Source organism: Pseudomonas sp. Irchel s3a12 (assembly GCF_900187485.1).
Classification (GTDB): Bacteria; Pseudomonadota; Gammaproteobacteria; order Pseudomonadales; family Pseudomonadaceae; genus Aquipseudomonas; species Aquipseudomonas neuropathica.
Genome location: NZ_FYDN01000006.1, coordinates 68,869 through 93,055, shown reverse-complemented (window position 1 = coordinate 93,055; position 24,187 = coordinate 68,869). Strand labels below are relative to the sequence as shown.

21 protein-coding genes and 3 tRNA genes are annotated in these 24,187 nt (G+C 57.9%); 2 read left to right on the top strand and 22 right to left on the bottom strand.

Annotation, left to right across the window (positions count from 1 at the left end):
• Positions 1-122 precede the first annotated feature (122 nt).
• The 4 genes from CKW14_RS11920 to CKW14_RS11905 all read right to left on the bottom strand — a co-directional run bounded on the left by CKW14_RS11920 (position 123) and on the right by CKW14_RS11905 (position 5,993).
• Positions 123-2,153 (bottom strand): methyl-accepting chemotaxis protein, encoded by a 2,031-nt coding sequence (locus tag CKW14_RS11920; protein ID WP_095125374.1) that lies wholly within the window; start codon positions 2,151-2,153, stop codon positions 123-125.
• Between the two features lie 198 nt (positions 2,154-2,351).
• Complete coding sequence (gene ampE / locus CKW14_RS11915) at positions 2,352-3,191, bottom strand: regulatory signaling modulator protein AmpE (RefSeq protein ID WP_095049718.1); 840 nt, start codon at positions 3,189-3,191, stop codon at positions 2,352-2,354.
• Positions 3,188-3,748, bottom strand: a complete 561-nt coding sequence (ampD, locus tag CKW14_RS11910; protein ID WP_007915273.1) for a 1,6-anhydro-N-acetylmuramyl-L-alanine amidase AmpD — start codon at positions 3,746-3,748, stop codon at positions 3,188-3,190. Before ampD ends, ampE begins: the two co-directional genes overlap by 4 nt.
• Positions 3,749-3,812: 64 nt before the next feature.
• Positions 3,813-5,993: a DUF1631 domain-containing protein gene (locus tag CKW14_RS11905; protein WP_095125373.1), complete on the bottom strand. Its 2,181-nt coding sequence runs from the start codon at positions 5,991-5,993 to the stop codon at positions 3,813-3,815.
• A 370-nt stretch (positions 5,994-6,363) separates the two neighbouring features.
• Between CKW14_RS11905 and nadC the strand changes: the two genes are divergently transcribed.
• On the top strand, positions 6,364-7,212 hold the full coding sequence (gene nadC, locus CKW14_RS11900) for a carboxylating nicotinate-nucleotide diphosphorylase (RefSeq protein ID WP_095125372.1): 849 nt from the start codon (positions 6,364-6,366) through the stop codon (positions 7,210-7,212).
• Positions 7,213-7,263: 51 nt separating this feature from the next.
• Here nadC and CKW14_RS11895 read toward each other — a convergent pair whose 3' ends face one another.
• The 17 genes from CKW14_RS11895 to rlmE all read right to left on the bottom strand — a co-directional run bounded on the left by CKW14_RS11895 (position 7,264) and on the right by rlmE (position 23,337).
• Positions 7,264-7,563, bottom strand: coding sequence for a DUF6388 family protein (locus CKW14_RS11895; RefSeq protein ID WP_095049715.1), 300 nt, complete (start codon positions 7,561-7,563; stop codon positions 7,264-7,266).
• A gap of 241 nt (positions 7,564-7,804) precedes the next feature.
• Positions 7,805-7,880: transfer RNA gene (locus CKW14_RS11890), tRNA-Thr, on the bottom strand.
• Positions 7,881-8,009: 129 nt separating this feature from the next.
• Positions 8,010-10,115, bottom strand: coding sequence for a polyribonucleotide nucleotidyltransferase (pnp, locus tag CKW14_RS11885; protein WP_053117036.1), 2,106 nt, complete (start codon positions 10,113-10,115; stop codon positions 8,010-8,012).
• Positions 10,116-10,308: 193 nt separating this feature from the next.
• A complete protein-coding gene (gene rpsO, locus CKW14_RS11880) occupies positions 10,309-10,578 on the bottom strand; it encodes a 30S ribosomal protein S15 (protein ID WP_003197723.1) in 270 nt (89 codons plus the stop codon).
• A 142-nt stretch (positions 10,579-10,720) separates the two neighbouring features.
• Complete coding sequence (truB, locus tag CKW14_RS11875; RefSeq protein WP_034154423.1) at positions 10,721-11,638, bottom strand: tRNA pseudouridine(55) synthase TruB; 918 nt, start codon at positions 11,636-11,638, stop codon at positions 10,721-10,723.
• A 4-nt stretch (positions 11,639-11,642) separates the two neighbouring features.
• The gene (rbfA, locus tag CKW14_RS11870) at positions 11,643-12,044 is read right to left on the bottom strand and encodes a 30S ribosome-binding factor RbfA (RefSeq protein WP_095049714.1); all 402 of its coding nucleotides are present in this window, start codon (positions 12,042-12,044) and stop codon (positions 11,643-11,645) included.
• Positions 12,045-12,203: 159 nt separating this feature from the next.
• Positions 12,204-14,735 carry a translation initiation factor IF-2 gene (gene infB, locus CKW14_RS11865; RefSeq protein ID WP_095049713.1) on the bottom strand — a complete coding sequence of 844 codons (2,532 nt, stop codon included), beginning with the start codon at positions 14,733-14,735 and terminating at the stop codon, positions 12,204-12,206.
• Positions 14,736-14,762: 27 nt separating this feature from the next.
• Positions 14,763-16,244: a transcription termination factor NusA gene (nusA, locus tag CKW14_RS11860; RefSeq protein ID WP_093435760.1), complete on the bottom strand. Its 1,482-nt coding sequence runs from the start codon at positions 16,242-16,244 to the stop codon at positions 14,763-14,765.
• 47 nt (positions 16,245-16,291) lie between these two features.
• Positions 16,292-16,750 carry a ribosome maturation factor RimP gene (gene rimP / locus CKW14_RS11855; RefSeq protein WP_007915250.1) on the bottom strand — a complete coding sequence of 153 codons (459 nt, stop codon included), beginning with the start codon at positions 16,748-16,750 and terminating at the stop codon, positions 16,292-16,294.
• A gap of 139 nt (positions 16,751-16,889) precedes the next feature.
• Positions 16,890-16,966: transfer RNA gene (locus tag CKW14_RS11850), tRNA-Met, on the bottom strand.
• Positions 16,967-17,063: 97 nt separating this feature from the next.
• Positions 17,064-17,149 (bottom strand) — tRNA-Leu (locus tag CKW14_RS11845).
• Between the two features lie 22 nt (positions 17,150-17,171).
• A complete protein-coding gene (gene secG / locus CKW14_RS11840; protein WP_027610782.1) occupies positions 17,172-17,558 on the bottom strand; it encodes a preprotein translocase subunit SecG in 387 nt (128 codons plus the stop codon).
• A 4-nt stretch (positions 17,559-17,562) separates the two neighbouring features.
• Entirely contained in the window at positions 17,563-18,318 is a 756-nt protein-coding gene (gene tpiA, locus CKW14_RS11835; RefSeq protein ID WP_016986498.1) for a triose-phosphate isomerase, read from the bottom strand.
• A gap of 65 nt (positions 18,319-18,383) precedes the next feature.
• Entirely contained in the window at positions 18,384-19,721 is a 1,338-nt protein-coding gene (glmM, locus tag CKW14_RS11830; protein ID WP_064119464.1) for a phosphoglucosamine mutase, read from the bottom strand.
• A 16-nt stretch (positions 19,722-19,737) separates the two neighbouring features.
• Complete coding sequence (gene folP / locus CKW14_RS11825; RefSeq protein ID WP_095049712.1) at positions 19,738-20,589, bottom strand: dihydropteroate synthase; 852 nt, start codon at positions 20,587-20,589, stop codon at positions 19,738-19,740.
• A gap of 8 nt (positions 20,590-20,597) precedes the next feature.
• Positions 20,598-22,505 carry an ATP-dependent zinc metalloprotease FtsH gene (ftsH, locus tag CKW14_RS11820; RefSeq protein ID WP_095049711.1) on the bottom strand — a complete coding sequence of 636 codons (1,908 nt, stop codon included), beginning with the start codon at positions 22,503-22,505 and terminating at the stop codon, positions 20,598-20,600.
• A gap of 202 nt (positions 22,506-22,707) precedes the next feature.
• The gene (gene rlmE / locus CKW14_RS11815; protein ID WP_007915237.1) at positions 22,708-23,337 is read right to left on the bottom strand and encodes a 23S rRNA (uridine(2552)-2'-O)-methyltransferase RlmE; all 630 of its coding nucleotides are present in this window, start codon (positions 23,335-23,337) and stop codon (positions 22,708-22,710) included.
• Between the two features lie 101 nt (positions 23,338-23,438).
• On the opposite strand from rlmE, the gene CKW14_RS11810 reads away from it, so the two are divergent.
• Positions 23,439-23,747, top strand: coding sequence for a YhbY family RNA-binding protein (locus CKW14_RS11810; protein WP_003221534.1), 309 nt, complete (start codon positions 23,439-23,441; stop codon positions 23,745-23,747).
• A 9-nt stretch (positions 23,748-23,756) separates the two neighbouring features.
• Here the strand turns inward: CKW14_RS11810 and CKW14_RS11805 are convergent, their stop codons facing one another.
• Entirely contained in the window at positions 23,757-24,161 is a 405-nt protein-coding gene (locus CKW14_RS11805) for an MFS transporter (protein WP_095049710.1), read from the bottom strand.
• Positions 24,162-24,187: the final 26 nt, after the last annotated feature.

Sequence of the window (24,187 nt, the reverse complement as noted above, 5' to 3'; positions counted from 1 at the left end):
TGACAAAACCCAAAACCCTGTGGGAGCGAGCCTGCTCGCGAAGGCGGTGTGTCAGGTGACAGAGATGTCACTGACAGATTGCATTCGCGAGCAGGCTCGCTCCCACAGTTTTCGTGCGTGCCTCAGACGCGGAACGCGCTGATCAGTTGTTTAAGCTCAACGACCTGGGCTGACAGCGCCCGGCTGGCATCTTCGGTCTGATGCGCACCTTGCGCCGTGCGCTCGCCGGCGCGGTTGATCTCGACGATGTTCTGATCGATGTCGTGGGCCACCGCAGTTTGCTGTTCAACCGCAGCGGCGATCTGCTGGTTCTGATCGACGATCATACCGACCGCACCAAGGATGTTTTCCAGCGCCTGCTGGACCTTTTCCGACTGCCCGACCGTGCCATTGGCCATCTGATGGCTGACGCCCATGGCCTTCACGGCCGCGCCGACACCGCCGTGCAGTTTGGCGATCATCTGTTCGATTTCTTCAGTTGATTGCTGGGTGCGTTTGGCCAAGGTGCGTACTTCATCGGCGACCACAGCAAAACCGCGCCCCTGCTCGCCAGCACGGGCGGCTTCGATCGCGGCGTTGAGCGCCAGCAGGTTGGTTTGTTCGGCAATACTCTTGATCACTTCCAGTACTCGACTGATCGCCTGGCTGTCGCTGGCTAACTGGTTGATCACCAACACCGACTGGTCGATTTCGCTGGCCAGCGCAGCAATGCTGCCCTGCTGCGACTCGACCAGGCCACGGCCACTGATGGTCTCGTCATTGACGCTATGGGCGCTGCTCACCGCTGCCGCCGCACTGCGTGCCACCTCCAGTGAAGTCGCCGACATCTGGTTCATCGCCGTCGCCACTTGCTCGATCTGCGTGCGTTGCCCGGCGACCGCCTGATTGCTTTGCGCAGAGACGTTTTCAACCTGCCCGGCCTGGCGCTCGACCTCAGCGACAGTCTGACCTACGCGCTCGATCAAGTCGTGAATCTTCCTCACCGTGCCATTGAAGACTTCGCCCAACTCGCCCAGCTCATCGCGGCTATTGGCCTTGAAGTTGACGGTCATGTCGCCGGCCGCGACCTTGTCCATCATCGCCCCGAGGCGTTTCAGCGTGGTGCGGGTCGAGGCGTAGAAACCGCCGTAGAGATAGAAAATCAGCACGAACACCACCGACAGCGCCACCGCCTGCATGACCATGTGTGTGCGGTTCTGCGCCAGACGCTGCTGCAATTGCGTGTCGAGGAATTTGAGGGTGGCTTCGTTGAGCTGGTAAGTCCTGTCGATCAGCACGGTGACCTGATCGTAGAACGCCTGCCACGGCGCATCGAGGGTGTCGGCCATCACCACCTGCTCTTCGAACAGTTCGCTGGCCTGTTTCAGCGAGGCCTTGCTGCTGTCGGCCACCGTGCTGAGGTTATCCCGCGCGGCTTTGCTGGAGCCGAGGGCGTCCTGCAGTTTAAGCGCGTACTCGGCCTGGAGTTTTTCGATCTGCACCATCAGCTCATCGAAACGGGTGCTCGAAGAACTGTTGAGAAAACCCTGGCCCAATGAATACGAGCCCATGGCCCGGCCTTCACCGAGGGTTTGCGTGACGGTCGGCGTGATCAGGGTGACCAGTTCGCTGAGTTGACGGATATCGCTCTGGTTGTCGCGGCTCAGGCCGGCCTGGCTGGTAATGATCTGGCTGAAAATCTGCGCACTGGCGAGCAATTTGCCGATCAACGCACTTTTGCTTTGCAGCGAGTTTTCCGTTTGCTGGGCCTTGAACGCGGCAATCATTTCATCGCGCTTACCGTCGAAGACCTGAATCTGCTCGGGATCCTCGGTCATCCCCGTCAGCCCTTGCAGGCGCGCCAAAACGGCTTGTTCGAGGGTGGTTATCTGCGCCTCGACGTTGCCGGCCTTGCCGGACTGGCCGAGGGTGACGTTGATTTGTACCAGGTTATTGAGGGTTTCCAGATCCCGACGCAGGGCCAGGCTACTGCCCAGCAGATCAAGGCTTTGCAGCTCGACCCGAGTGCCCTGGAATTCGCGATAGGAATCGCGCACCAGATAAAAATTGGTCACCAGCATCGGCACCAGAAACAGCACGCTGATCAGGCTGAACTTCATGCCGAAGCTCAGACGGTTCATCAGCGAGACGGCGGGATAGAGCAAGCTCTTCACTGGAAGTCTCCCTTGGTTTTTCTTGTTTTTATTGGCAGGCGCGGGGCGACAGCAGATAGCCACTATCGAGCGCCATCTCTGTATAGCTCAAATCGGAGGGAGGTTTTGTAACTTAAGGTTAACGACATCGCAGCCCGCGACACACAGATCTCCTCGTAGGAGCTGCCGCAGGCTGCGATCTTTTGATCTTTCTTGAAATCAGTGAACCAGAACCGTCCACAAGGCAAACCCGGCATACCACAGCACCGCCGCGCGCAGCAGCAATTCCCACAAGCAATCGAGGGTGTTGATGCCGTCCGGCCCGACCACGGGAGGTGGAATCTCGCCCGCCGCCAGACCGACCCGGTTGATCAATTGCGCAGCGCTGATGTTCCAGTTCAGCAGTTCATGCAGCATCACCCGACTGACCGCGACAAAATTGCCGACCAGCGCCAGGCTCGCCGCCAACAAGCGCACCGGCAGCCAGTCAAAGGCATGCCGCAGTTGCGCCGCGCGCTCGACCAGCGCCGGGTTCTGGCCGTGCTCCTGCGCCAGCGCCAACAGGCGATACGCCAACGCCGCGACCGGGCCAAGTACGAAATACCAGAAGATCACCGCAAAAAAGCTCTGATAGGCCTGCCACAGCAGATGCCCCTGCACGCTTTCAAGCAACTGCTCGCCGCTGTCGGCGCAAATATCCAGATCACGCTTGGCCACATGCGCTGCGGCTTGCAAATCCTCACGTCGCCAGGCATCACGGAACGGCCCGAGACCGCCGAGCAAATCGCCGCGCCCCAGGCTGTAAATCACCACCAGCAAATGCACCGGCAACGCCAGCAAGCCGTAGGCCACAGGCTCCAATACCAATAGCAACAACGCCAACAGCGCCACCGGGAACAGCACCAGAATCGTCAGCACCAGCCAAGGCTGTCTGGCCAGGCGCGTGCTGGTTTCGAGTTTGTTCAGTTCGCGGATCCATCCGCCATCGCGTTGAACCCGATGACGCAGGGCCGAAAACTTCTCGATCCACAACGCCAGCAGTAACACTAGAAAACTCATTGTCCTTCCTCTTGTGCCAGGGCCGCGCGGTAACGCGCCCAGTCGAATGCCGGGCCAGGATCGGTCTTACGCCCGGGTGCTATGTCGCTGTGCCCACAAATGCGGGCGCCGGTGATGGCCGGAAATGCGCTTTGCAACTGGCGGGTCAACGCCGTCAACGCCTGATACTGCGCGTCGGTGAACGGCAGATCATCGGTGCCTTCGAGCTCGATGCCCACGGAAAAATCGTTACAGGTTTCCCGTCCTTCGAAGACCGAGACGCCGGCATGCCACGCGCGCTCAAGACAGGAGACAAACTGGGTGACCTTGCCGTCACGTTCAATCAGAAAGTGCGCCGAGACGCGCAGGTCAGCAATCCCTGCAAAATAGGGATGTTCGGTGACATCCAGACGATTCTGGAAAAATTCCTGCACCTTGCCCGTGGCGAACTGCGCCGGCGGCAGGCTGATGTTGTGGATGACCAACAGGGAAATTTCGCCCGCCGGGCGCTCATTGAAGTTGGGCGATGGGCAGACCTGCACCCCGTGACACCACCCGCTAGCGGGATCCAACTGCATACCGATTCCTTCAACGCCGACTGTGTTGGCGCCCAGTATGCCGTGATCGGCCCCCGGCGCGCGATCACTTGCCGCGATTGAGTCGTCGCAGATTGCCCAGCACCGACTCCAGCGCGCGATCGAACAACAAGGTGTCGTCCAGCGTACGCACCGCGCCACGCTGGAACTCCAAGGCCAGCGCAACGCGGCTGCGCTCGAGCACCTTCATCCCGGTGCGATCGACAAATACATACTTGCCCGTGGCTTCGATAATGGCTGCCAGCTTGCAGCGCAGGCTATGGTCTTCGTCTTCCTGAAACGCCACCCAACTGCCCAGGCGCAGTTGTTCGACCTGGCGCAGACCCACGGCGTCGTGGGGCAAACGTACCGAGGTCAGCCCCGCGCTGCCCTCATCAGCGGTTTGCAGGATGATCTGTTGCGACACCTCGACCATGGGCAAAGCCTGATCGGCCTGCTCGGAGCGCTCTAGCACCCGCACATGCAGGGCTTCCAGCTCACTGAAAAACTCGCTGGTGGCGAACGGATCGAACGCCGAACTGCTCAGACCATCACGCAGTGCCTTGAGCAAACCCGGCACAAGTGCCAGCAAGCGCAGGCTGGATTCAGCGTCGTCATGGCGCTGCACACTCCAGATCAGCTGCTCCATGGTCTGCACATCGGCCTGCCATTCAGCGGACTGATCGCCATGCTTGAGACAGGTCAGCAGCAGTACTTTGCTCCAGGCGTCCTGGACGAAGGTGACCACGGTCGGCGGCAGAGTCTTGCCCAGCAGCGCTTGATTCAACGCGCGCTCGACCCGACGCCGCGCCAGTTCGGTTTTTGCCCGCCCCTCTTCAGCATCACGCAGGCGCTGTTCAAGCAGCTCGCTGCGGCGGCGTTCATCGCTGGTGAAGGCGAGAAAGTCAGCCAGCAACTCGGAAAAAATCGCCGGGTCGTCGACGAAATCGTTGAGCAGGCGCTGCACCACTTGTTCGATACGCAGGTACAAGCTGTCGCGTGCCTCACCGTCGCAATCGCCCCAGCCCATGGCCGCCGCGGCGATTTCGTTGAGCAGGCGCCGCGCCGGATGGGTGCTGCGGCTGAAGAAACTCTTATCAAGTACCGCGACCTTGAGCATCGGGATCTGCAACCGGGCGATCAGCGCCTTGAGCGAATCCGGCACATTACGGTCTTCAAGAATGCAGTCAAAGACCATCGCGATCAGGTTGATCACGTCTTCGTCCGCATCGCCGACGATCCGCGATTTGCCGCTTCTGACACTGACTCGGGTCAACAGTTGTTCGAGCTGATTGCGCAGATCGAAGTCATCCTGCGCCGCCAGCGCCGGCACGTATTGTTGCAAATGCGAGAGCAGGCGCAGCAGGTCGCGGGAGGAAATCGGTTGCGCCGCGACGCTGCACTCCAAGGTCGGCGCAACACTGCCGCGCACCTGCGCGAGCAACTGCTGCAACGCGGCGAAAACCTCCTGCACGCCTTCGTCGACGGGCGGCGTGTCGTCGCGTTCCTCGCTGTGCACATTGGCGATCGCACGATCAATTGCGCGACGTGCAGGGGCTGCTTTCAACTCGGGCAACACACCGGTGGCGAGCAACAATTGATTGGCTTCGGCGTAAAGCTGTTCGGTGTCGGCCAAGACATAACGCTCGAACAGTTTGAGCAGGATCAGCTTGACCTTGATCTCCACGCCCAGATTACGCCCGGCCTGGAGGAAAAACTCACAGAGCCGCGCCGGGCCGAGCGGGTTGTGCTGATCGTCGAGGGTGTTGCCGAGCAGCGCGTTAAGGCGCGCGGTCAGTTGATCGAGGGCGAAGCCGTCACGCTTGAGCACGCGACCGACCATGGTCTCGACCGCCACGCTGCGCTCCATGTCGTCGCTGCGCGGTGCCAGTTCGTCGTAGATCAGGGCGTGCGGCAGCGTGTTGTGCGTGGGGTCGTATTGCGTCAGGCCGACGAAGGCTTCGAAAAATTGCTCAAGGAAGCCACGCTCGATGTTTTTGCGCTTGAGGCGCAGGTCGCGCATGGCTTCGAAGAAGATGTTCTGCTCGACGTCGTTGCGCGCCCGGTCGGCCATTTCAAACAGCGTGTCGTCAGCGTTATCGAACAGCTCCTGTAAACCGTGGCGCAGTTGCTGGGCAGCCTTGTCGCGAACCTGAAGCAGAATCACAGGCAGGCGGGCGAGCAGCGAGTGATTCGCCTGATCGGTAGCGCTCTTGTGCAAAGGCACCACTTTCCCGTCGTTGTGCATCCAAGCCTCCTGAAACGGTGATTCGTTCGGGTAAGCCAACCCGGATCCCGTGTGGGAGCGAGCCTGCTCGCGATGGCGGTGTGTCAGCCGCAGCAATGTCACTGAAAGAATGCATTCGCGAGCAGGTTCGCTCCCACCAGTTCAATCAGGACGTCAAAGCTATGACGTCAAATGCAAGGCAGATTATCTTTCATAACTTGCCCACGGCGCCATAGTCGTCAGGGTTTCCCCTATGCCCTCTCAATGACCCTGTCCGGGCGCGTTTTGCTCAAAGAAAATCGACCGGATGCAGGCAAGCACGCGCGTTCTCGCCTTGGGTTGGCTCGCGCCATGCCCCTATAATCGAACCACTTTGTTTGTGGAGCCCGTTATGCCGAATCTACGTCTCGCCGATTTGACCGCCGAAATCGAAGCCAACGTGCGCCGTGCGCTGCTCGAAGACATCGGCAGCGGCGACATCACCGCGCAACTGATCCCGGCCGAACGTCTGGCCAAAGCCACCATTATCACGCGCGATGCCGCCGTCATCTGCGGCACCGCTTGGGTCGATGCGGTGTTTCGTCAGCTCGATCCACGGGTCGCGGTGCACTGGCAAGTGGTCGATGGCGAGCGGGTGAAACCCAATCAGCCGCTGTTTCATCTGGAAGGGCCGGCCCGTTCGCTGCTGACCGGGGAACGCAGTGCGCTGAACTTCTTGCAACTGCTGTCGGGTGTGGCGACTCGCGCGCAGTACCTGGCGGATTTCGTCGGCGCTACTCAGGTCAAGTTGCTCGACACCCGCAAAACCCTGCCGGGCCTGCGTCTGGCGCAGAAATACGCGGTGACCTGCGGTGGCTGCCATAACCATCGCATCGGTCTGTACGACGCGTTCCTGATCAAGGAAAACCACATCGCCGCCAGCGGTGGCATTCCACAAGCCATTGCCGCCGCGCACAAGATTGCGCCGGGCAAACCGGTGGAAGTCGAAGTGGAAAGTCTGGATGAGCTGAAAGAAGCACTGACCGCCGGCGCCGACATCATCATGCTTGATGAGTTGAGCCTGGATGACATGCGCGAAGCCGTGCGCCTGAATGGCGGCAAGGCGAAACTGGAAGCCAGCGGTGGCATCAACGAAAGCACGCTGCTGCCGATCGCCGAAACTGGAGTGGATTACATCTCGATCGGTGCGATGACCAAGGATGTCAAAGCGGTGGATCTGTCGATGCGCTTGAGCCTTTGAAGGTTTCACGCAATAAAAAACGCCAGCCCGGTTGAGGCTGGCGTTTTTGTTTCAGACCACCAGATTATTCATCTCGCAGTATTCTTCCCACTCGACACCCAGCACTTCAGCCGCCTCTTTGTGCAGCACGATGCGCTGCGCCTCGAACTCTTCCGGCGTGCTCGTGTACTTGAGCGTCAGTTCCCACGGCTGCAAGCCCTGGGCTTCGGCTTCATCTTCGAAGGCCCACTGGATCTGGTCTTTCTGATCGTCGGGACTGAGATCCTTGATCTCTTCCTTGAGGTCCGGTACGTCCAGAATGTACTTTCCCAGCGCTTGTTCGTGACGTTGCTCTTGAGTTAATTCGGTCATGGCGTTCTCGCTGATCTTAGGAATGGAGGATGGATCTGGATCATCAAGGATCTCTCTGACGCGGATTGACCGGCCTTCGGAACCATTCGGGATCATCTGAAAACTGCTAAGCGATGCTCATGCAGGCACCGAATATAGGACGTTTGCATGACGAATTACACGGGTCTTTACATCTCTCCCACAAAAAGCTGACCTGCGGAACATAAATCCGCATGGCGATAAGTGAGAGAGATGAATAAGGTGGTGCCCGAGACAGGAATCGAACCTGCGACCTTCGCGTTACGAGTGCGCTGCTCTACCGGCTGAGCTACACGGGCGGTGGGCTAAACCTAGCACCGGTCTTGAAGTCCGGCAACTTCGCAGAATGTCGCGATATTTCGCAGACAAAAAAATGCCCCGCCGTTTTCACGGCGGGGCATTTTTATTGCGCTAAAGCTATGGGATGATTAAACGCCCGAAGCCTTGGCCGCTGCCACGTCTTTGATGGACAGCTTGATACGGCCGCGGTTGTCCACGTCCAGTACCAGCACTTCCACTTCCTGGCCTTCTTTCAGGATGTCGGTCACTTTTTCTACGCGAGCGTCGCTCAGCATCGAGATGTGCACCAGACCGTCCTTGCCCGGCAGGATGTTGACGAATGCGCCGAAGTCGACGATGCGCTCAACCTTGCCGACGTAGATCTTGCCGATCTCGGCTTCAGCGGTGATACCCAGAACGCGCTGACGTGCTGCTTCAGCCGCTTCCTTGGTTTCGCCGAAGATCTTGATCGAACCGTCGTCTTCGATGTCGATCGAAGCCTTGGTTTCTTCGCAGATCGCACGGATGGTCGCGCCACCTTTACCGATAACGTCACGGATCTTGTCGGTGTCGATTTTCATCGCGATCATGGTCGGAGCGTTGGCCGACAGTTCGGTACGCGACTGACCGATGATCTGGTTCATCTGACCGAGAATGTTCAGGCGCGCTTCCAGGGCTTGGCCCAGAGCGATTTCCATGATCTCTTCGGTGATGCCCTTGATCTTGATGTCCATCTGCAGCGCAGTAACGCCTTTGGCGGTACCGGCTACTTTGAAGTCCATGTCGCCCAGGTGGTCTTCGTCACCCAGGATGTCGGTCAGGACGGCAAATTTCTCGCCTTCTTTAACCAGACCCATGGCGATACCGGCAACCGGCGCCTTCATCGGCACACCAGCATCCATCAGGGCCAAGGAAGCGCCGCAAACGGAAGCCATCGAGCTCGAACCGTTGGATTCGGTGATTTCCGAAACTACACGGATGGTGTACGGGAACACGTCAGCGGCTGGCAGCATGGCCGAAACCGAACGACGGGCCAGACGGCCGTGACCGATTTCACGACGACCAGCACCACCCATGCGACCACACTCGCCCACCGAGAACGGAGGGAAGTTGTAGTGCAGCATGAACGGGTCTTTTTTCTCGCCTTCCAGGGTGTCCAGCAGTTGTGCGTCACGGGCAGTACCCAGTGTTGCAACGACCAGAGCCTGGGTTTCACCACGGGTGAACAGCGCCGAACCGTGAGTCTTCGGCAGAACGCCGACTTCGATGTTCAGCGGACGTACGGTTTTGGTGTCGCGACCGTCGATACGTGGCTTGCCGTTTACGATGTTTTCGCGAACGGTGCGGTATTCGATTTCGCCGAAAGCAGCTTTGACTTCGCTGGACGAAGGCTGGCCTTCTTCACCGGACAGCTTGGCAACGACTTGATCCTTCAGCTCACCCAGGCGAGCGTAACGGTCGGCCTTGATGGTGATGGTGTAAGCCTGGGAGATCGCTTCGCCGAACTCGGCACGGATAGCGCCCAGCAGTTCGGTGGCTTCTGGAGCCGGAGCCCAGTTCCAGGTTGGCTTGGCAGCTTCAGCGGCCAGTTCTTTCACAGCGTTGATCACAACCTGGAATTCGTCGTGAGCAAACAGTACAGCGCCCAGCATCTGGTCTTCGGTCAGCTCTTTGGCTTCCGATTCAACCATCAGTACGGCGTCGGAAGTACCGGCAACGACCATGTCCAGGCTCGAAGCAGCTTGCTGCTCGTAAGTCGGGTTCAGCAGGTAGCCGGTGCTTTCGTGGAAAGCTACACGAGCGGCGCCGATCGGGCCGTCGAACGGAATGCCCGAGATGGCCAGGGCAGCCGAGGTACCGATCATCGCAGCGATGTCCGGATCGGTTTTCTTGCTGGTGGAAACGACGGTGCAGACAACCTGCACTTCGTTCATGAAGCCTTCAGGGAACAGTGGACGGATCGGACGGTCGATCAGTCGGGAAGTCAGGGTTTCTTTCTCGGAAGGACGGCCTTCGCGCTTGAAGAAACCGCCAGGGATCTTACCGGCAGCGTAAGTCTTTTCCTGGTAGTGAACGGACAGAGGGAAGAAGCCCTTGCCCGGATCGGCTTGTTTTGCACCGACTACAGTCACCAATACGCTGACGTCGTCGTCAACGGTGACCAATACTGCGCCGGAGGCCTGACGGGCGATACGGCCAGTCTCGAGGGTAACGGTCGATTGACCGAACTGGAATTTTTTGATTACCGGGTTCACGGTGTCCTACCTTCTTTGTGGCTCTTGGGGGAACTGGTTTCTTGCGAATTCTTGGGCAATGTCGGGAATCGGCCCAACCCTTGTCCGGGGTAAAACGTGCATCCAGATAAAACTTGAGGCTGGGAGCCTGCAAGGCGACCGCGGTAAACCGCGGACGTCTTGCAGACCACCAACCTCATAGCGCAATCGCTGATTAGCGACGCAGACCCAGGCGAGCGATCAGAGCGCTGTAACGGCTCACGTCCTTGCCTTTCAGGTAGTCCAGCAGCTTGCGACGCTGGTTTACCATGCGGATCAGACCACGACGGGAGTGGTGATCTTTACCGTTGGCCTTGAAGTGACCTTGCAGTTTGTTGATGTTGTGGGTCAGCAGTGCAACTTGCACTTCTGGCGAACCAGTGTCACCAACAGCTTGCTGGTAGTCAGCAACGATTTGAGCTTTTTCTTGAACGTCGAGAGCCATGAGGCAATCCTTTTATCAGGAAACTGTTTCAGGGAAACAGCTTCAACAGGCCAGGGACAAATCCCTGTATCTATAAATGAGTCGTGACCGTGCCTGTTAACAGCCACACTCGCCGACCTGCTGTTACACAGGCCGGTTCCGGTCATTCTGACCGAATCAAACGACGTGGCGCGATGCGCCCGTCTTCGCTCACTTCACCGATACCGATGAAGCGACCATTGTGATCCTGTACCCGTACCATGCCGAACTTCGGAGCATCCGGGGCACGTACCGGCTGGCCATTGAGCCAGTAGAACGCGCTCGCTTCCGAAAAGTGCAGCAACGGCCAATCCAGCAGGCCGCTGTCCGATGGCATCAGGAAGCGATCAACCGCTTCGTTGCCGCCTTCGGCATGTACTGCTTCCAGCTCTTCGAGGGTAACCGTCTGCGCCAGGGTGAAAGGCCCGGCCTGGGTACGACGCAATTCAGCGACGTACGCACCACAACCAAGTTGCTCACCGATATCCTCCACCAGGGTGCGAATATAGGTGCCCTTGCTGCAGTCCACCGCAAGACGCGCAGTATCGCCTTCGAAGGCCAGTAATTCCAAGCGCGCAATAGTAACAGAACGCGGTTCGCGCTCCACTACTTCGCCTGCACGAGCCAGCTTGTACAGCGGTTGGCCATCACGCTTGAGCGCCGAGTACATCGGCGGTATCTGACTGATTTGCCCGCGAAATTTCGGCAATGCCGCTTCGACATCGGCGCGACCAACGGTCACCGGGCGTTCCTGCAAAACCTCACCTTCAGCATCAGCCGTGGTGGTGGTCTTGCCCAGTTGCGCCAGGGTTTCATAACCCTTGTCGGAATCGAGCAGGTATTGCGAGAACTTGGTGGCCTCACCGAAGCACAACGGCAAGACGCCGGTGGCCAGCGGGTCGAGGCTACCGGTGTGACCGGCTTTCTCGGCGTTGAGCAGCCAGCGGACCTTCTGCAACGCAGCGTTGGAGGTGAACCCCAACGGTTTGTCGAGCAAGATGATGCCGCTGACGTTACGACGGATACGTTTGACCTGAGCCACCGAATTACTCCTTGGTGTCTTCAGGTGCAGCGACGTCCAGGTGCTGATTGTCTTCAGCCACGGCGCGCTCGATCAGGGCCGACAGGTGCGCGCCACGCACGACGGATTCGTCGTAGTGGAAGTGCAATTGCGGCACGCTGCGCAGCTTCATTTCACGGGCCAGCTGCATGCGCAGGAAACCTGCGGCGGCGTTGAGCACCTTGATGCTTTGTGCGATATCTTCAGCGTTGTCCTGGCCCATCACGGTAATGAAAATCTTGGCGTGACCGACGTCACGGCTGACTTCCACAGCGGTAATGGTGACCAGACCCACGCGTGGATCTTTGACTTCACGACGGATCAGTTGGGCCAGCTCACGCTGCATCTGATCGCCGATACGTTGGGTACGGCTGTATTCTTTTGCCATGATTTGTTACCTGTTACTGCCCTGCGGTGAAACCCGCAAGGTCTGAAAGCGGCAAACGCCCGGCCTGACAAAAGCCAGACCGGGCGTTGCGTTTAGAGTCCGGGTGATGCGCCGCACCGTTGAGTACGGCAGCCCATCACGGCTCCTGAAGTGCGCGAGTTAGAGGCTGCGAGCAACCTGAACCTTCTCGAAGACTTCGATCTTGTCGCCGACTTTGACGTCGTTGTAGCTCTTCACGCCGATACCGCATTCCATGCCGGCACGTACTTCGGAAGCGTCATCCTTGAAGCGGCGCAGGGATTCCAGCTCGCCTTCGAAGATAACGATGTCTTCACGCAGTACACGGATCGGACGGTTACGGTGCACAACACCTTCGATCACCATGCAGCCAGCGATCGCGCCAAACTTCGGCGAACGGAACACGTCACGCACTTCGGCCACACCCAGGATGTTCTCGCGAACATCGCTGCCGAGCATGCCGGTCAGGGCTTTCTTGACGTCTTCGATGATGTCGTAGATCACGTTGTAGTAACGCATGTCCAGACCTTCCTGCTCGACGATCTTCCGTGCGCCAGCATCGGCACGCACGTTGAAGCCGAACAGTACAGCATTGGAAGCCAGTGCCAGGTTAGCGTCGGACTCGGTGATACCACCGACACCGCCGCCGACGACGCGCACTTGCACTTCGTCGTTGCCCAGGCCATTCAGAGCGCCTTGCAGAGCTTCCAGCGAACCACGGACGTCGGATTTGAGGACGATGTTAAGCGTCTTCTTCTCGGCCTGACCCATGTTTTCGAAGATGTTTTCCAGCTTGCCGGCGTGAGCTCGAGCCAGTTTGACTTCGCGGAACTTGCCTTGACGGAACAGAGCCACTTCGCGGGCTTTCTTCTCGTCAGCAACCACGCTCATCTCGTCGCCAGCGTCTGGAGTACCGTCCAGGCCGAGAATCTCGACAGGGATGGAAGGACCGGCTTCTTTAATTGGCTTGCCGTTCTCGTCGAGCATGGCGCGAACGCGGCCATAGTTCGAACCGACCAGTACCATGTCGCCTTGGCGCAGGGTACCGTCTTGAACCAGAACGGTTGCAACCGGGCCACGACCTTTGTCGAGACGCGATTCAACCACAACACCACGGCCAGGAGCCGATGGAGTCGCTTTCAGTTCAAGCACTTCAGCTTGCAGCAGAACGGCTTCAAGCAGCTCGTCCACGCCAGTACCGACTTTCGCCGACACCGGTACGAACGGCGTATCACCGCCCCACTCTTCAGAAGTCACGCCGTGAACCGACAGTTCGCTACGGATGCGATCGAGATCGGCGCCCGGCTTGTCGATTTTGTTCACTGCAACAACCAGTGGAACGCCAGCCGCTACAGCGTGCTGAACAGCTTCAATGGTCTGCGGCATCACGCCGTCGTCCGCTGCAACCACCAGAATCACGATGTCGGTCGCCTTGGCACCACGGGCACGCATTGCGGTAAACGCGGCGTGACCCGGGGTATCGAGGAAGGTGACCATGCCGCGTTCGGTTTCAACGTGGTACGCACCGATGTGCTGAGTGATACCGCCGGCTTCGCCAGCAGCTACCTTGGCACGACGGATGTAGTCGAGCAGCGAGGTTTTACCGTGGTCAACGTGGCCCATTACGGTCACGACCGGTGCACGGGAGAACGTTTCGCCTTCAAACTTCAGGGACTCGGCCAGGGAATCTTCCAGGGCGGTGTCGCTGACCAGGGTCACTTTGTGGCCCAGCTCTTCAGCAACCAGTTGAGCAGTTTCCTGATCAAGTACCTGGTTGATGGTCGCTGGAGTACCCAGTTTGAACATGAACTTGATGATTTCAGCAGCCTTGACCGACATCTGATTGGCGAGATCGCCAACAGTGATGGTCTCGCCGATCTGCACGTCACGCACGACAGGGCCGGTAGGGCTCTGGAAACCGTGGGCGTTGCGCTTTTTCAGCTTGGCCTTGCCGCGACCACCGCGACGGAAGCCATCGCTTTCTTCGTCGGTAGTGCGTGGCGCCACACGTGGAGCCGGCGCTTTTTCTTTGACCGATGCGCGATGCGGAGCGTTTTTGCGCTCGCCATCACCACCACCGCTGCGACGATTGTTGTCGTCAGCACGTGGTTTGTCCGGACGGCGCTGTTCGTTCTGCTTGTTGCGAACTTCAGCAGACGGAGCTGGAGCAGCGGCAACCACCGGCGCGCTTTCGCGAACAGGTTCGGCAGCTGCAGCCGGCGCCGCAACGGCGTCGCTGGTAGCGGTCTGCGCAGCAGCAGGCTGGCGACGCGCTTCTTCTTCGGCGCGCTGCTTGGCTTCTTCTTCAGCCTTCTGACGAGCAGCATTTTCTACTGCGCGACGCTCATCCAGTTCACGCTTGCGTTCGGCTTCGATTTCTTCCGGGCTACGCTGTACGAAAACTTTCTTTTTGCGAACTTCTACGCTGATGCTTTTGCTACCAGCCACACGCAGGGTGCTGGTGGTTTTACGCTGCAGCGTGATCTTGCGTGGTTCTTCCACTTTCGCCTTGTGGCTGCTTTTCAAGTGAGTCAGCAGGGACTGCTTCTCACTGTCAGTCACATTTTCTTCGGCGGCGGTGTGCGGCAGACCTGCCTCACGCATCTGCTGCAACAGGCGCTCTACCGGTGTTTTGACCTCATCGGCCAGTTGTTTCACCGTGACTTGCGTCATGCACTTCTCTCCTCAGGCCGCGCCTAATTACTCGAACCAGTGGGCTCGGGCGGCCATGATCAACTTGCCGGCACGATCATCGTCAATGCCGTCGATGTCGAGCAGGTCGTCAATAGACTGCTCGGCCAGGTCTTCGCGGGTAATTACGCCGCGCACCGCCAGTTCCATCGCCAAATCCTTGTCCATACCCTCAAGCGAGAGCAGGTCTTCGGCCGGATGGGCGTCTGCCAGCTTTTCCTCAGTAGCGATGGCTTTGGTCAACAAACGATCCTTGGCACGAGCGCGAAGCTCGTTGACGATGTCCTCGTCAAAGCCGTCGATGTTGAGCATTTCTTCCAACGGTACGTAGGCAATCTCTTCCAGGCTGGTGAAGCCTTCATCTACCAGCACCTGAGCCAGTTCTTCGTCGACTTCCAGCTCGTCGATGAAGTTGCGCAGGATGTCGCCGGTTTCTGCTTGCTGCTTAGCCTGGATGTCCGATTCGGTCATCACGTTCAGGGTCCAGCCAGTCAACTGGCTCGCCAGACGCACGTTCTGACCACCTCGACCGATGGCCTGAGCCAGATTGTCTGCGCCAACGGCGATGTCCATGGCGTGGGCATCTTCGTCAACGATAATTGCCGCAACCTCAGCCGGGGACATGGCGTTGATCACGAACTGAGCCGGGTTGTCATCCCACAGGACGATATCAACACGCTCACCGCCCAACTCACCCGACACTGCCTGGACGCGCGAACCGCGCATACCGATGCAAGCGCCCTGCGGGTCGATGCGTTTGTCCTTGGAGCGGACGGCGATCTTGGCGCGCGAACCCGGATCACGGGACGCTGCCATTACCTCGATCAGGCCTTCGGCAATTTCCGGCACTTCGATGCGGAACAGCTCGATCAGCATTTCCGGCGCGGTACGCGACAGGATCAGCTGCGGGCCGCGGTTCTCGGTGCGGATTTCCTTGAGCAGCGCACGCAGGCGCACGCCGACACGGAAAGTTTCGCGAGAAATGATGTCTTCACGGGCCAGCAACGCCTCAGCGTTGTTACCCAGATCGACGATCACGTTGTCGCGGGTGACTTTTTTCACGGTGCCGGAGATGATTTCTCCCAGGCGCTCGCGATAGGCGTCGACCACTTGAGCGCGCTCGGCTTCGCGAACTTTCTGCACAATGACCTGCTTGGCAGTCTGTGCAGCGATGCGGCCGAACTCGATGGATTCGATCTTTTCTTCAACGACGTCGCCAACCTTGGCGCCAGGATGCGTTTCAGCAACCTTGGTTGGCCAGGTTTCGATGGCCGGATCGTCGAGATCATTCTCTTCAACGACCGTCCAGCGACGGAAAGTTTCGTAAGAACCGGTGTGGCGGTTAATTTCCACACGCAGGTCTACTTCGTCTTCAAAACGCTTTTTGGTAGCAGTGGCCAGAGCCAGCTCCAGCGCTTCAAAAATTACGCTTGCCGGTACGCCCTTTTCATTGGATACCGACTCAACAACCAGCAGTACTTCTTTGCTCATCGTACGCCTCGCCTTTCGCAAGCCATTGGATCCGCGGGATCCGCGTCTCAGTCAAAACTGGGAATAATGTTGGCCTTGTCGATCATATCGATCGGCAACAGGAACTCATGGTCGTCTACCTGCACCACGACATCCTGTTCTTCTACACCGCGCAGAAGGCCCTGAAAGTTGCGTCGACCTTCAAAAGGCGAGCGCAGCTTGATCTTCACTTGTTCACCGGCAAATTTTGCAAACTGCTCAAGAGTGAACAGTGGGCGCTCCATGCCAGGCGAGGAAACTTCGAGGGTGTATTCAACGGAAATTGGATCTTCAACATCCAGTACACCGCTGATCTGACGGCTGACAATGGCGCAATCGTCCACCAGCACGCCACCCTCTTTATCGATATAAACGCGCAACATCGAGTGACGACCCTGAGCCGAAAACTCGATACCCCAGCATTCATAGCCCAGGGCCACGACCACCGGGGCCAGCAAGGCCTGCAACTCTTCTAGCTTGCTCGACACCTGAACCCCCTAGTGCATGATATGTGCATGCTTTGCAAAATAAAAAAATGGGCTTAACGCCCATCCTTGAAACGCCGTCGAACAGCGGCGTTGAAAGTGTCCAGCTAACAAAAAGCCCCTTAAAAGGGGCTCCTTAAACTGGTTGCGGGGGCCGGATTTGAACCGACGACCTTCGGGTTATGAGCCCGACGAGCTACCAGACTGCTCCACCCCGCGACAAAGCTGGGGCGGAAGTATACGACCGATCCCTTATAGGGTCAATGTAACCTTCCACCTGCAAGAAAGCCCGCAACAGCGGGCTCTCCTGACTAATTGGTACCGAGAAGGGGACTCGAACCCCTACACCCTATGGGCACAACCACCTCAAGGTTGCGTGTCTACCAATTCCACCACCTCGGCAAAACTACGTTTGAAACTCTTCTTACTTCTGCTCTTGAGCTGGAGGCACGTCAGTCGCTGGAGTAGCCGACTTTTGCTCTTGAAGCACCGGGACATCATCAGAAGCCGGTTGTTGTTGCTTAGGTACTTCCAACACTGCTGGATCTGGCAATCCTGCTTGAGTCAGCTGATGAGCCTTCTCTTTAGCAAAGTAACCTAACCCCAAGCTGGTTATGAAGAAACCGGCGGCAAGTATAGCAGTAAACTTACTAAGAAAGGTAGAGGAACCTTGGCTTCCGAACACAGTATTTGAAGCACCTGCTCCGAAAGACGCGCCAGCGTCCGCACCTTTACCCTGCTGCAGCAAAACCAGAGCAACTACGCCCAATGCACCCAGCAGATGAAAAACGACTACGACTGTTTCCAGCATTTTTTCAGTTTCCCGCGGCGCGACAGATCGCACCGAACTCATCTGCATTCAGGGAAGCTCCACCAATGAGCCCCCCATCGATATCCGGCATGCCGAACAGTTCGACCGCATTGGCCGCCTTCACGCTGCCGCCGTATAGAAGCCGCACACCTCGTGCGACTTCAGAATTCTCTGCCGCCAGCTGCTCGCGGATGGCTTTATGCACATCCTGAGCTTGCTGCGGCGTAGCAGTCAGTCCGGTACCAATAGCCCAGACCGGCTCGTAAGCAATGACTGCCTTGGCAAAGGCACCTACACCCAGCTCCTCGATGATGCTGCCCAGCTGACGCCCGACAACCTCAAGAGTTTTTCCAGCTTCGCGTTGCTCCAGGGTTTCCCCTATACACAACACCGGAATCAAGCCACATGCCTGTGCCGCTGCGAACTTGCGATTCAGCATCCCGTCTCGCTCGCCCATTATCTGGCGGCGTTCGGAGTGCCCGACAAGCACAAGGGAACAACCTGCATCCACCAACTGACTCGGCGCAATCTCACCGGTCAATGCACCTTGCATGGATTCCACCGCAGAATTCTGCGCACCGACCGAAATCGATTTGCCTTTCAAGCCATCAATCACTTGATTGATATACAAGCAAGGCGGGAATACCGCGACATCAACACCGCTTGGCAAGGCCAGATGACGAAGGCCGTTGATCAGCTCAGCGACGCTGGCGCGGGTACCGTGCATCTTCCAGTTACCAGCTACCATAGGGCGACGCATGCTGTACCTCGTCGGTCAAAGTGGGCGCAGATGTTACCCAACACAATCATGGCTTGCAAGCCGTATCAGGCAGAAACTTCAGTTACCAGTTTTGCCAGCTCTTCGGCGTAGTTGCGAACCTGGGTTTCGTCCTCGCCTTCGACCATTACGCGCACCAGAGGCTCTGTCCCGGACTTGCGCAAAAGCACGCGCCCGCGCCCCGCCATTGCCTGGGTGACGCGCGCACTGGCCTCCTTGACAGCCGGGTGTTCCAGCGGACTTTCGCCACCACCAAAACGCACATTGATCAGTACCTGAGGGCACTTGCGCAATGCCTGGCGGGTTTGCGCCAAACCTTCATTACGGGTCTTCAGCGCCATCAGCACCTGCAACGCAGCGATGATCGCATCACCGGTCGTGGTGTGATTGAAGCAAACGATATGCCCCGAGTTTTCTCCGCCGACCAGCCAGTTGCGTTCAAGCAACTCGGCTATCACGTAGCGGTCACCCACATTGGCACGAATGAAAGGAATCGAAAGATCAGCCAGCGCGAGTTCCAGCCCCAGATTACTCATCAGGGTACCAACAACGCCGCCCTGCAATTTACCCCGCTCATGCAGATCACGAGCGATGATAAACAGCAATTCGTCACCATCGACGATGGCGCCAGTGTGATCGACCATCAGCACCCGATCACCATCACCATCGAAAGCGATACCCAGGTCGGCATGCTCGGCGAGCACCGCAGCCTGCAACTGACCCATATGGGTCGAGCCGCAGTTTTCATTGATATTCAGACCGTTTGGCTGCGCTGACAGCACAACGACTTCTGCCCCCAACTCGCGGAAGACACTCGGAGCCACCTTATAGGTCGCACCGTGCGCACAGTCGATAACGATCTTGAGACCGGAAAAACTGGTCCCGGTTGGCACACTGCTCTTGCAGAACTCAATGTAGCGACCTGATGCATCGTTGATTCGCGACACTTTGCCGATCTTGCTCGACTCGACCACAGTCATCGGGGTATCGAGCAACTCCTCGATCATCAACTCCAGCTCATCTGGCAGCTTGGTGCCCTTACCGGAGAAAAACTTGATGCCGTTATCGTCATGCGGATTGTGCGAGGCACTGATCACGATACCGGCCTCAGCCTGAAACGTGCGCGACAGATAGGCAATGGCCGGCGTCGGCATAGGACCCAGCAACATCACATCGGCCCCCGCCGATGTCAGACCAGCCTCAAGTGCCGACTCGAACATATAACCGGAAATCCGCGTGTCCTTGCCGACCAGCACCTTGCAAGCGCCCATTTTGCGGAACGCCATGCCGGCAGCCCAGCCGAGCTTGAGCATGAAGTCAGGAGTAATCGGGTATTCACCGACTCGACCACGAATGCCGTCAGTACCAAAGTATTTCTTGCTCATAAGTGCTCCATCATTCTTATTCGGCTGATTCCACGGCTGCGATCATGCGCACCACGTCTACCGTTTCCGCTACATCATGGACGCGCAATATACGCGCCCCCTTCACCGATGCCAGCGCCGCCAGTGCCAGACCACCATGCAGCCGCTCGCCGACAGGACGATTCAAGGCCTGCCCGATCATGCTTTTTCGGGAAACACCGACAAGCAAAGGCCTGCCCAGGGCATGGAGGGCTTCCATGTGCTTGAACAAGCTTAGGTTGTGCTGCAGGGTTTTGGCGAAACCGAAACCCGGGTCAAGAATGATCCGCTCCTCAGGAATACCGGCCGCCGCACATTGCGCCATGCGCTCGGCTAGAAAATCACCGACTTCGCGCGTGACATCCTGATACTGCGGATTGTCCTGCATGTCTCCAGGCTCACCGAGCATATGCATGAGACACACCGGCAAACCCGTAGCCGCCGCCGCATCCAGCGCGCCATCGCGCCGCAGTGACCGCACATCGTTGATCAACCCGGCACCCAATCGTGCGGTTTCGCGCATAACGGCTGGCGTAGAAGTGTCCACCGAAATGATCACATCCAACTCGCGATTGATCAGCTCGACGATCGGCGCCACACGCTCAAGCTCTTCGAGCGGTGACACTGCGCGCGCGCCTGGGCGAGTGGACTCGCCACCGACATCAATCAGCGTCGCACCCGCTGCAACCATAGCCTCGGCGTGGCGCAAAGCCGCATCGAGCTGGCTGTATTGGCCGCCGTCGGAGAAAGAATCAGGGGTGACATTGAGAATACCCATGACATGCGTCTGGGCCAAATCAAGAACCCGGTTGCCGCAAGGCAACCGGGTCAGGGACTGTACAGAAGTCATTTCAAACCTTAAACGTCAGCAGCCGGACCGCCAATCGGTGTTTCCGGACGCTCGTCATGAACCACCGGAGGTGGTGGTGTACCAGTGCCCCCCGACCAGTCACGTGGCTCGCGTGGTGTACGACCCGCCATGATGTCGTCGATCTGTTCAGCATCGATCGTTTCATACTTCATCAACGCATCAGCCATGGCATCAAGCTTGTCACGGTTGTCCGTCAGAATCTGTTTGGCCGTGCCGTAGCACTGATCAATGATGCTGCGCACTTCGGAGTCGATCAGCTTGGCTGTCTCACCGGAGAAGCTGGCAGCTTGACCGCCACCGCCGCGACCGAGGAACACTTCACCCTCTTCTTCGGCGTACATCAACGGACCGAGTTTTTCCGACAGGCCCCACTTGGTGACCATGTTCCGCGCAATCTGACTAGCACGCATAATATCGTTGGAAGCGCCGGTGGTCACACCGTCGAAACCGAGGGTCATTTCCTCAGCGATACGGCCACCGTACAGCGAGCAGATCTGGCTGATCAGCGCACGCTTGGACAGACTGTAACGATCTTCTTCCGGTAGGAACATGGTCACACCCAGCGCACGACCACGTGGAATGATCGACACCTTGTAGACCGGATCATGCTCAGGCACGACGCGACCGACAATGGCGTGCCCAGCTTCGTGATAAGCGGTGTTCTGCTTCTCTTTCTCGGACATGACCATGGATTTGCGCTCGGCGCCCATCATGATCTTGTCTTTGGCCAGTTCGAACTCTTTCATTTCGACGATGCGCTTGCCGCTACGTGCAGCGAACAAAGACGCTTCGTTGACCAGGTTAGCCAGGTCAGCACCGGAGAAGCCCGGAGTACCACGCGCGATAACGGCCGGAGCGACGTCGTCACCCATTGGCACTTTGCGCATGTGTACTTTGAGGATTTGCTCACGACCACGGATATCTGGCAGACCAACGACAACCTGACGGTCGAAACGGCCCGGACGCAGCAGCGCTGGGTCAAGGACGTCTGGGCGGTTGGTCGCAGCGATAACAATGATGCCATCGTTCATTTCGAAGCCGTCCATCTCAACCAGCAATTGGTTGAGGGTCTGCTCACGCTCATCGTGACCACCACCCATGCCGGCGCCACGATGGCGACCGACGGCGTCGATTTCGTCGATAAAGATGATGCAAGGAGCATGCTTCTTGGCCTGCTCGAACATGTCGCGAACACGGCTGGCACCGACACCGACGAACATCTCGACGAAGTCAGAACCGGAAATGGTGAAGAACGGAACCTTGGCTTCACCAGCAATCGCCTTGGCCAGCAAGGTTTTACCGGTACCCGGAGGACCGACCATCAGCACACCGCGAGGAATACGACCGCCCAAGCGCTGGAATTTGCCCGGGTCACGGAGGAATTCAACCAGCTCGCCGACTTCTTCCTTGGCTTCGTCGCAACCGGCAACGTCAGCCAATGTGGTTTTCACCTGATCTTCGGAGAGCAGGCGCGCCTTGCTCTTGCCGAAGCTCATCGGTCCGCCCTTGCCGCCGGCACCGCCCTGCATCTGGCGCATGAAGAACATGAACACCGCGATGATCACCAGGATCGGGAAGCTGGCCACCAGCAACTGAGTCCAGATACTTTGCTGCTCAGGCTGCTTGCCTTCAACCACAACGTGGTTGTCGACCAGGTCGCCGATCAGGCCATTGTCCTGGATTGCCGGACGAATGGTCTTGAAGCTATCGCCATCATTGCGCTTGCCGGTAATCACATAACCATCAACGGCTACGCGCTCGACCTTGCCATCCTTGACCTGCTGGATGAAGTCGGAATAGTTGAGGGTCTGCGGCTCGTTAGGGCTGGAGAAGTTGTTCATCACCGTCACCAGGACAGCCGCGATGATCAACCACAGGATCAGATTCTTTGCCATATCGTTCAATTAACTACCCTCTGAAGCAAGCTCCGCTACTGGCGCGCGCTTCGCATGATATTCACCGGCCTAACTTACTACATTACCTACGACTCTGGCAGGCGCCGTCTGTAACCCTTTGTGAAACACTTTCTACACAATATTCGTTAATGCTCGCCGGGCGAAATACTAAAAACCTATCACCCTGCACAAAAACCTCGTTTTACTCGCTACGCCCGCGATAACCCCAAGCCAGCATGTATTGCTCGCGGGAGCTGCCACGAGAGGAGTCCGGCTTGATCATCTGGATCTTGTCGAACTTCTTGCGAGCATCCTTCAGGTAAACATCAAACCCTTCGCCCTGAAAAATCTTGATCACGAAATTACCGCCCGGCTTGAGGATCCGTTCGGCCAGATCAAGCGCCAGCTCGCAAAGAAACATGGCTTTGGGCATATCCACTTCAGGCGTACCACTCATATTGGGGGCCATATCGGAAATCACAAGGTCCACCTGCGAATTACCCACGGCTTCTAGAATCCGCCCGAGCACTTCGTCCTCGGTGAAATCGCCCTGAATGAAAGTCACGTCCGGAATGCTGTCCATTTCCAGGATGTCCGAGGCGATCAGACGTCCCTGACCACCGATCAGCCGGCTAGTCACCTGCGACCAGCCACCGGGCGCCGCACCCAGGTCGACAACGCTCATACCGGGACGGATCAGCTTGTATTTCTCCTGGATCTCCAGAAGTTTGTAACTCGCACGCGAGCGGTAGCCATCCTTCTGTGCTTGCTTCACATAGGGATCGTTGACATGTCGTTTCAGCCAACCAAGGCTTGTCTTGGAACGCGCCATTGGGCACCTCGATGATTAGGGTCGTGATTAATTGGGCGGATCCACGAGCCCTCGGGTAAAATGGCCGCCATTTTACAGAATCCAGACGAAAGGGTCAGATTATGCCGCTCACTCCAGAGCAGAAGAAACAGTACAAATCCATTGGCCACCACCTGAAACCGGTTTTGACGGTGGCTGACAACGGTTTGACTGAAGGTGTTTTAGCCGAACTTGAACGCGCTTTGGCGGACCACGAGCTGATCAAGATCAAGCTCAACATCCTCGATCGCGAGTCGCGCCTGGCGCATATCGCAGAACTGTGCAAGGTCGGCAAAGCGGACCTGGTACAGGTCATCGGCAAGATGGCACTGGTTTACCGCAAGAACTTCAGCGTCAACAAGCAGCTGTCGAACGTTCATCGCTTCAAGTGATGACAAGGGTCAAGGGTGTGCTTCGCGCACCCTGCCACTCCATCCCGGCACCGGCTGCATCACCAGCACCAGCCCGGAAAAGCCCAGAACCAGATAACTGAAGACCTGCCAGCGCTGCGCATCCGGCCAGCCGACACGCACTGCGACAAACATCGCACACGCATACAACGCCATCAGCAACACCTGCCCGCGAAAATCCCGCCATAGACTGGCAAGACCCTCAGCTTGAACCAGCACCAGCGCCTGAAAGATCACGCATGCGGCGGCGAATCCCACCACCAGCACTTCGAATGCACTGGCCACCTCATCGATCAGCAGCGGTGCCAGGCCAATCTTGCCCAACGCCGGCTGCAAACCGAGATGAATCAGCCATAGACCGCCAACCCAAAGCATCTGGGTCAGCTGCCAAAGCATGGCGCCCGCATGCAGCGGGCGCCCTT

Excerpts from the sequence above, each read along its gene's own strand:
- CKW14_RS11805 (WP_095049710.1), bottom strand. The coding sequence starts at position 24,161 with ATGCTTTGGCAGCTGACCCAGATGCTTTGGGTTGGCGGTCTATGGCTG.
- infB (WP_095049713.1), bottom strand. The coding sequence starts at position 14,735 with ATGACGCAAGTCACGGTGAAACAACTGGCCGATGAGGTCAAAACACCG.
- rbfA (WP_095049714.1), bottom strand. The coding sequence starts at position 12,044 with ATGGCAAAAGAATACAGCCGTACCCAACGTATCGGCGATCAGATGCAG.
- CKW14_RS11810 (WP_003221534.1), top strand. The coding sequence starts at position 23,439 with ATGCCGCTCACTCCAGAGCAGAAGAAACAGTACAAATCCATTGGCCAC.
- ampD (WP_007915273.1), bottom strand. The coding sequence starts at position 3,748 with ATGCAGTTGGATCCCGCTAGCGGGTGGTGTCACGGGGTGCAGGTCTGC.
- glmM (WP_064119464.1), bottom strand. The coding sequence starts at position 19,721 with ATGAGCAAGAAATACTTTGGTACTGACGGCATTCGTGGTCGAGTCGGT.
- nadC (WP_095125372.1), top strand. The coding sequence starts at position 6,364 with ATGCCGAATCTACGTCTCGCCGATTTGACCGCCGAAATCGAAGCCAAC.
- rpsO (WP_003197723.1), bottom strand. The coding sequence starts at position 10,578 with ATGGCTCTCGACGTTCAAGAAAAAGCTCAAATCGTTGCTGACTACCAG.
- CKW14_RS11905 (WP_095125373.1), bottom strand. The coding sequence starts at position 5,993 with ATGCACAACGACGGGAAAGTGGTGCCTTTGCACAAGAGCGCTACCGAT.
- CKW14_RS11895 (WP_095049715.1), bottom strand. The coding sequence starts at position 7,563 with ATGACCGAATTAACTCAAGAGCAACGTCACGAACAAGCGCTGGGAAAG.
- rlmE (WP_007915237.1), bottom strand. The coding sequence starts at position 23,337 with ATGGCGCGTTCCAAGACAAGCCTTGGTTGGCTGAAACGACATGTCAAC.
- nusA (WP_093435760.1), bottom strand. The coding sequence starts at position 16,244 with ATGAGCAAAGAAGTACTGCTGGTTGTTGAGTCGGTATCCAATGAAAAG.
- secG (WP_027610782.1), bottom strand. The coding sequence starts at position 17,558 with ATGCTGGAAACAGTCGTAGTCGTTTTTCATCTGCTGGGTGCATTGGGC.
- ftsH (WP_095049711.1), bottom strand. The coding sequence starts at position 22,505 with ATGGCAAAGAATCTGATCCTGTGGTTGATCATCGCGGCTGTCCTGGTG.
- folP (WP_095049712.1), bottom strand. The coding sequence starts at position 20,589 with ATGACTTCTGTACAGTCCCTGACCCGGTTGCCTTGCGGCAACCGGGTT.
- ampE (WP_095049718.1), bottom strand. The coding sequence starts at position 3,191 with ATGAGTTTTCTAGTGTTACTGCTGGCGTTGTGGATCGAGAAGTTTTCG.
- tpiA (WP_016986498.1), bottom strand. The coding sequence starts at position 18,318 with ATGCGTCGCCCTATGGTAGCTGGTAACTGGAAGATGCACGGTACCCGC.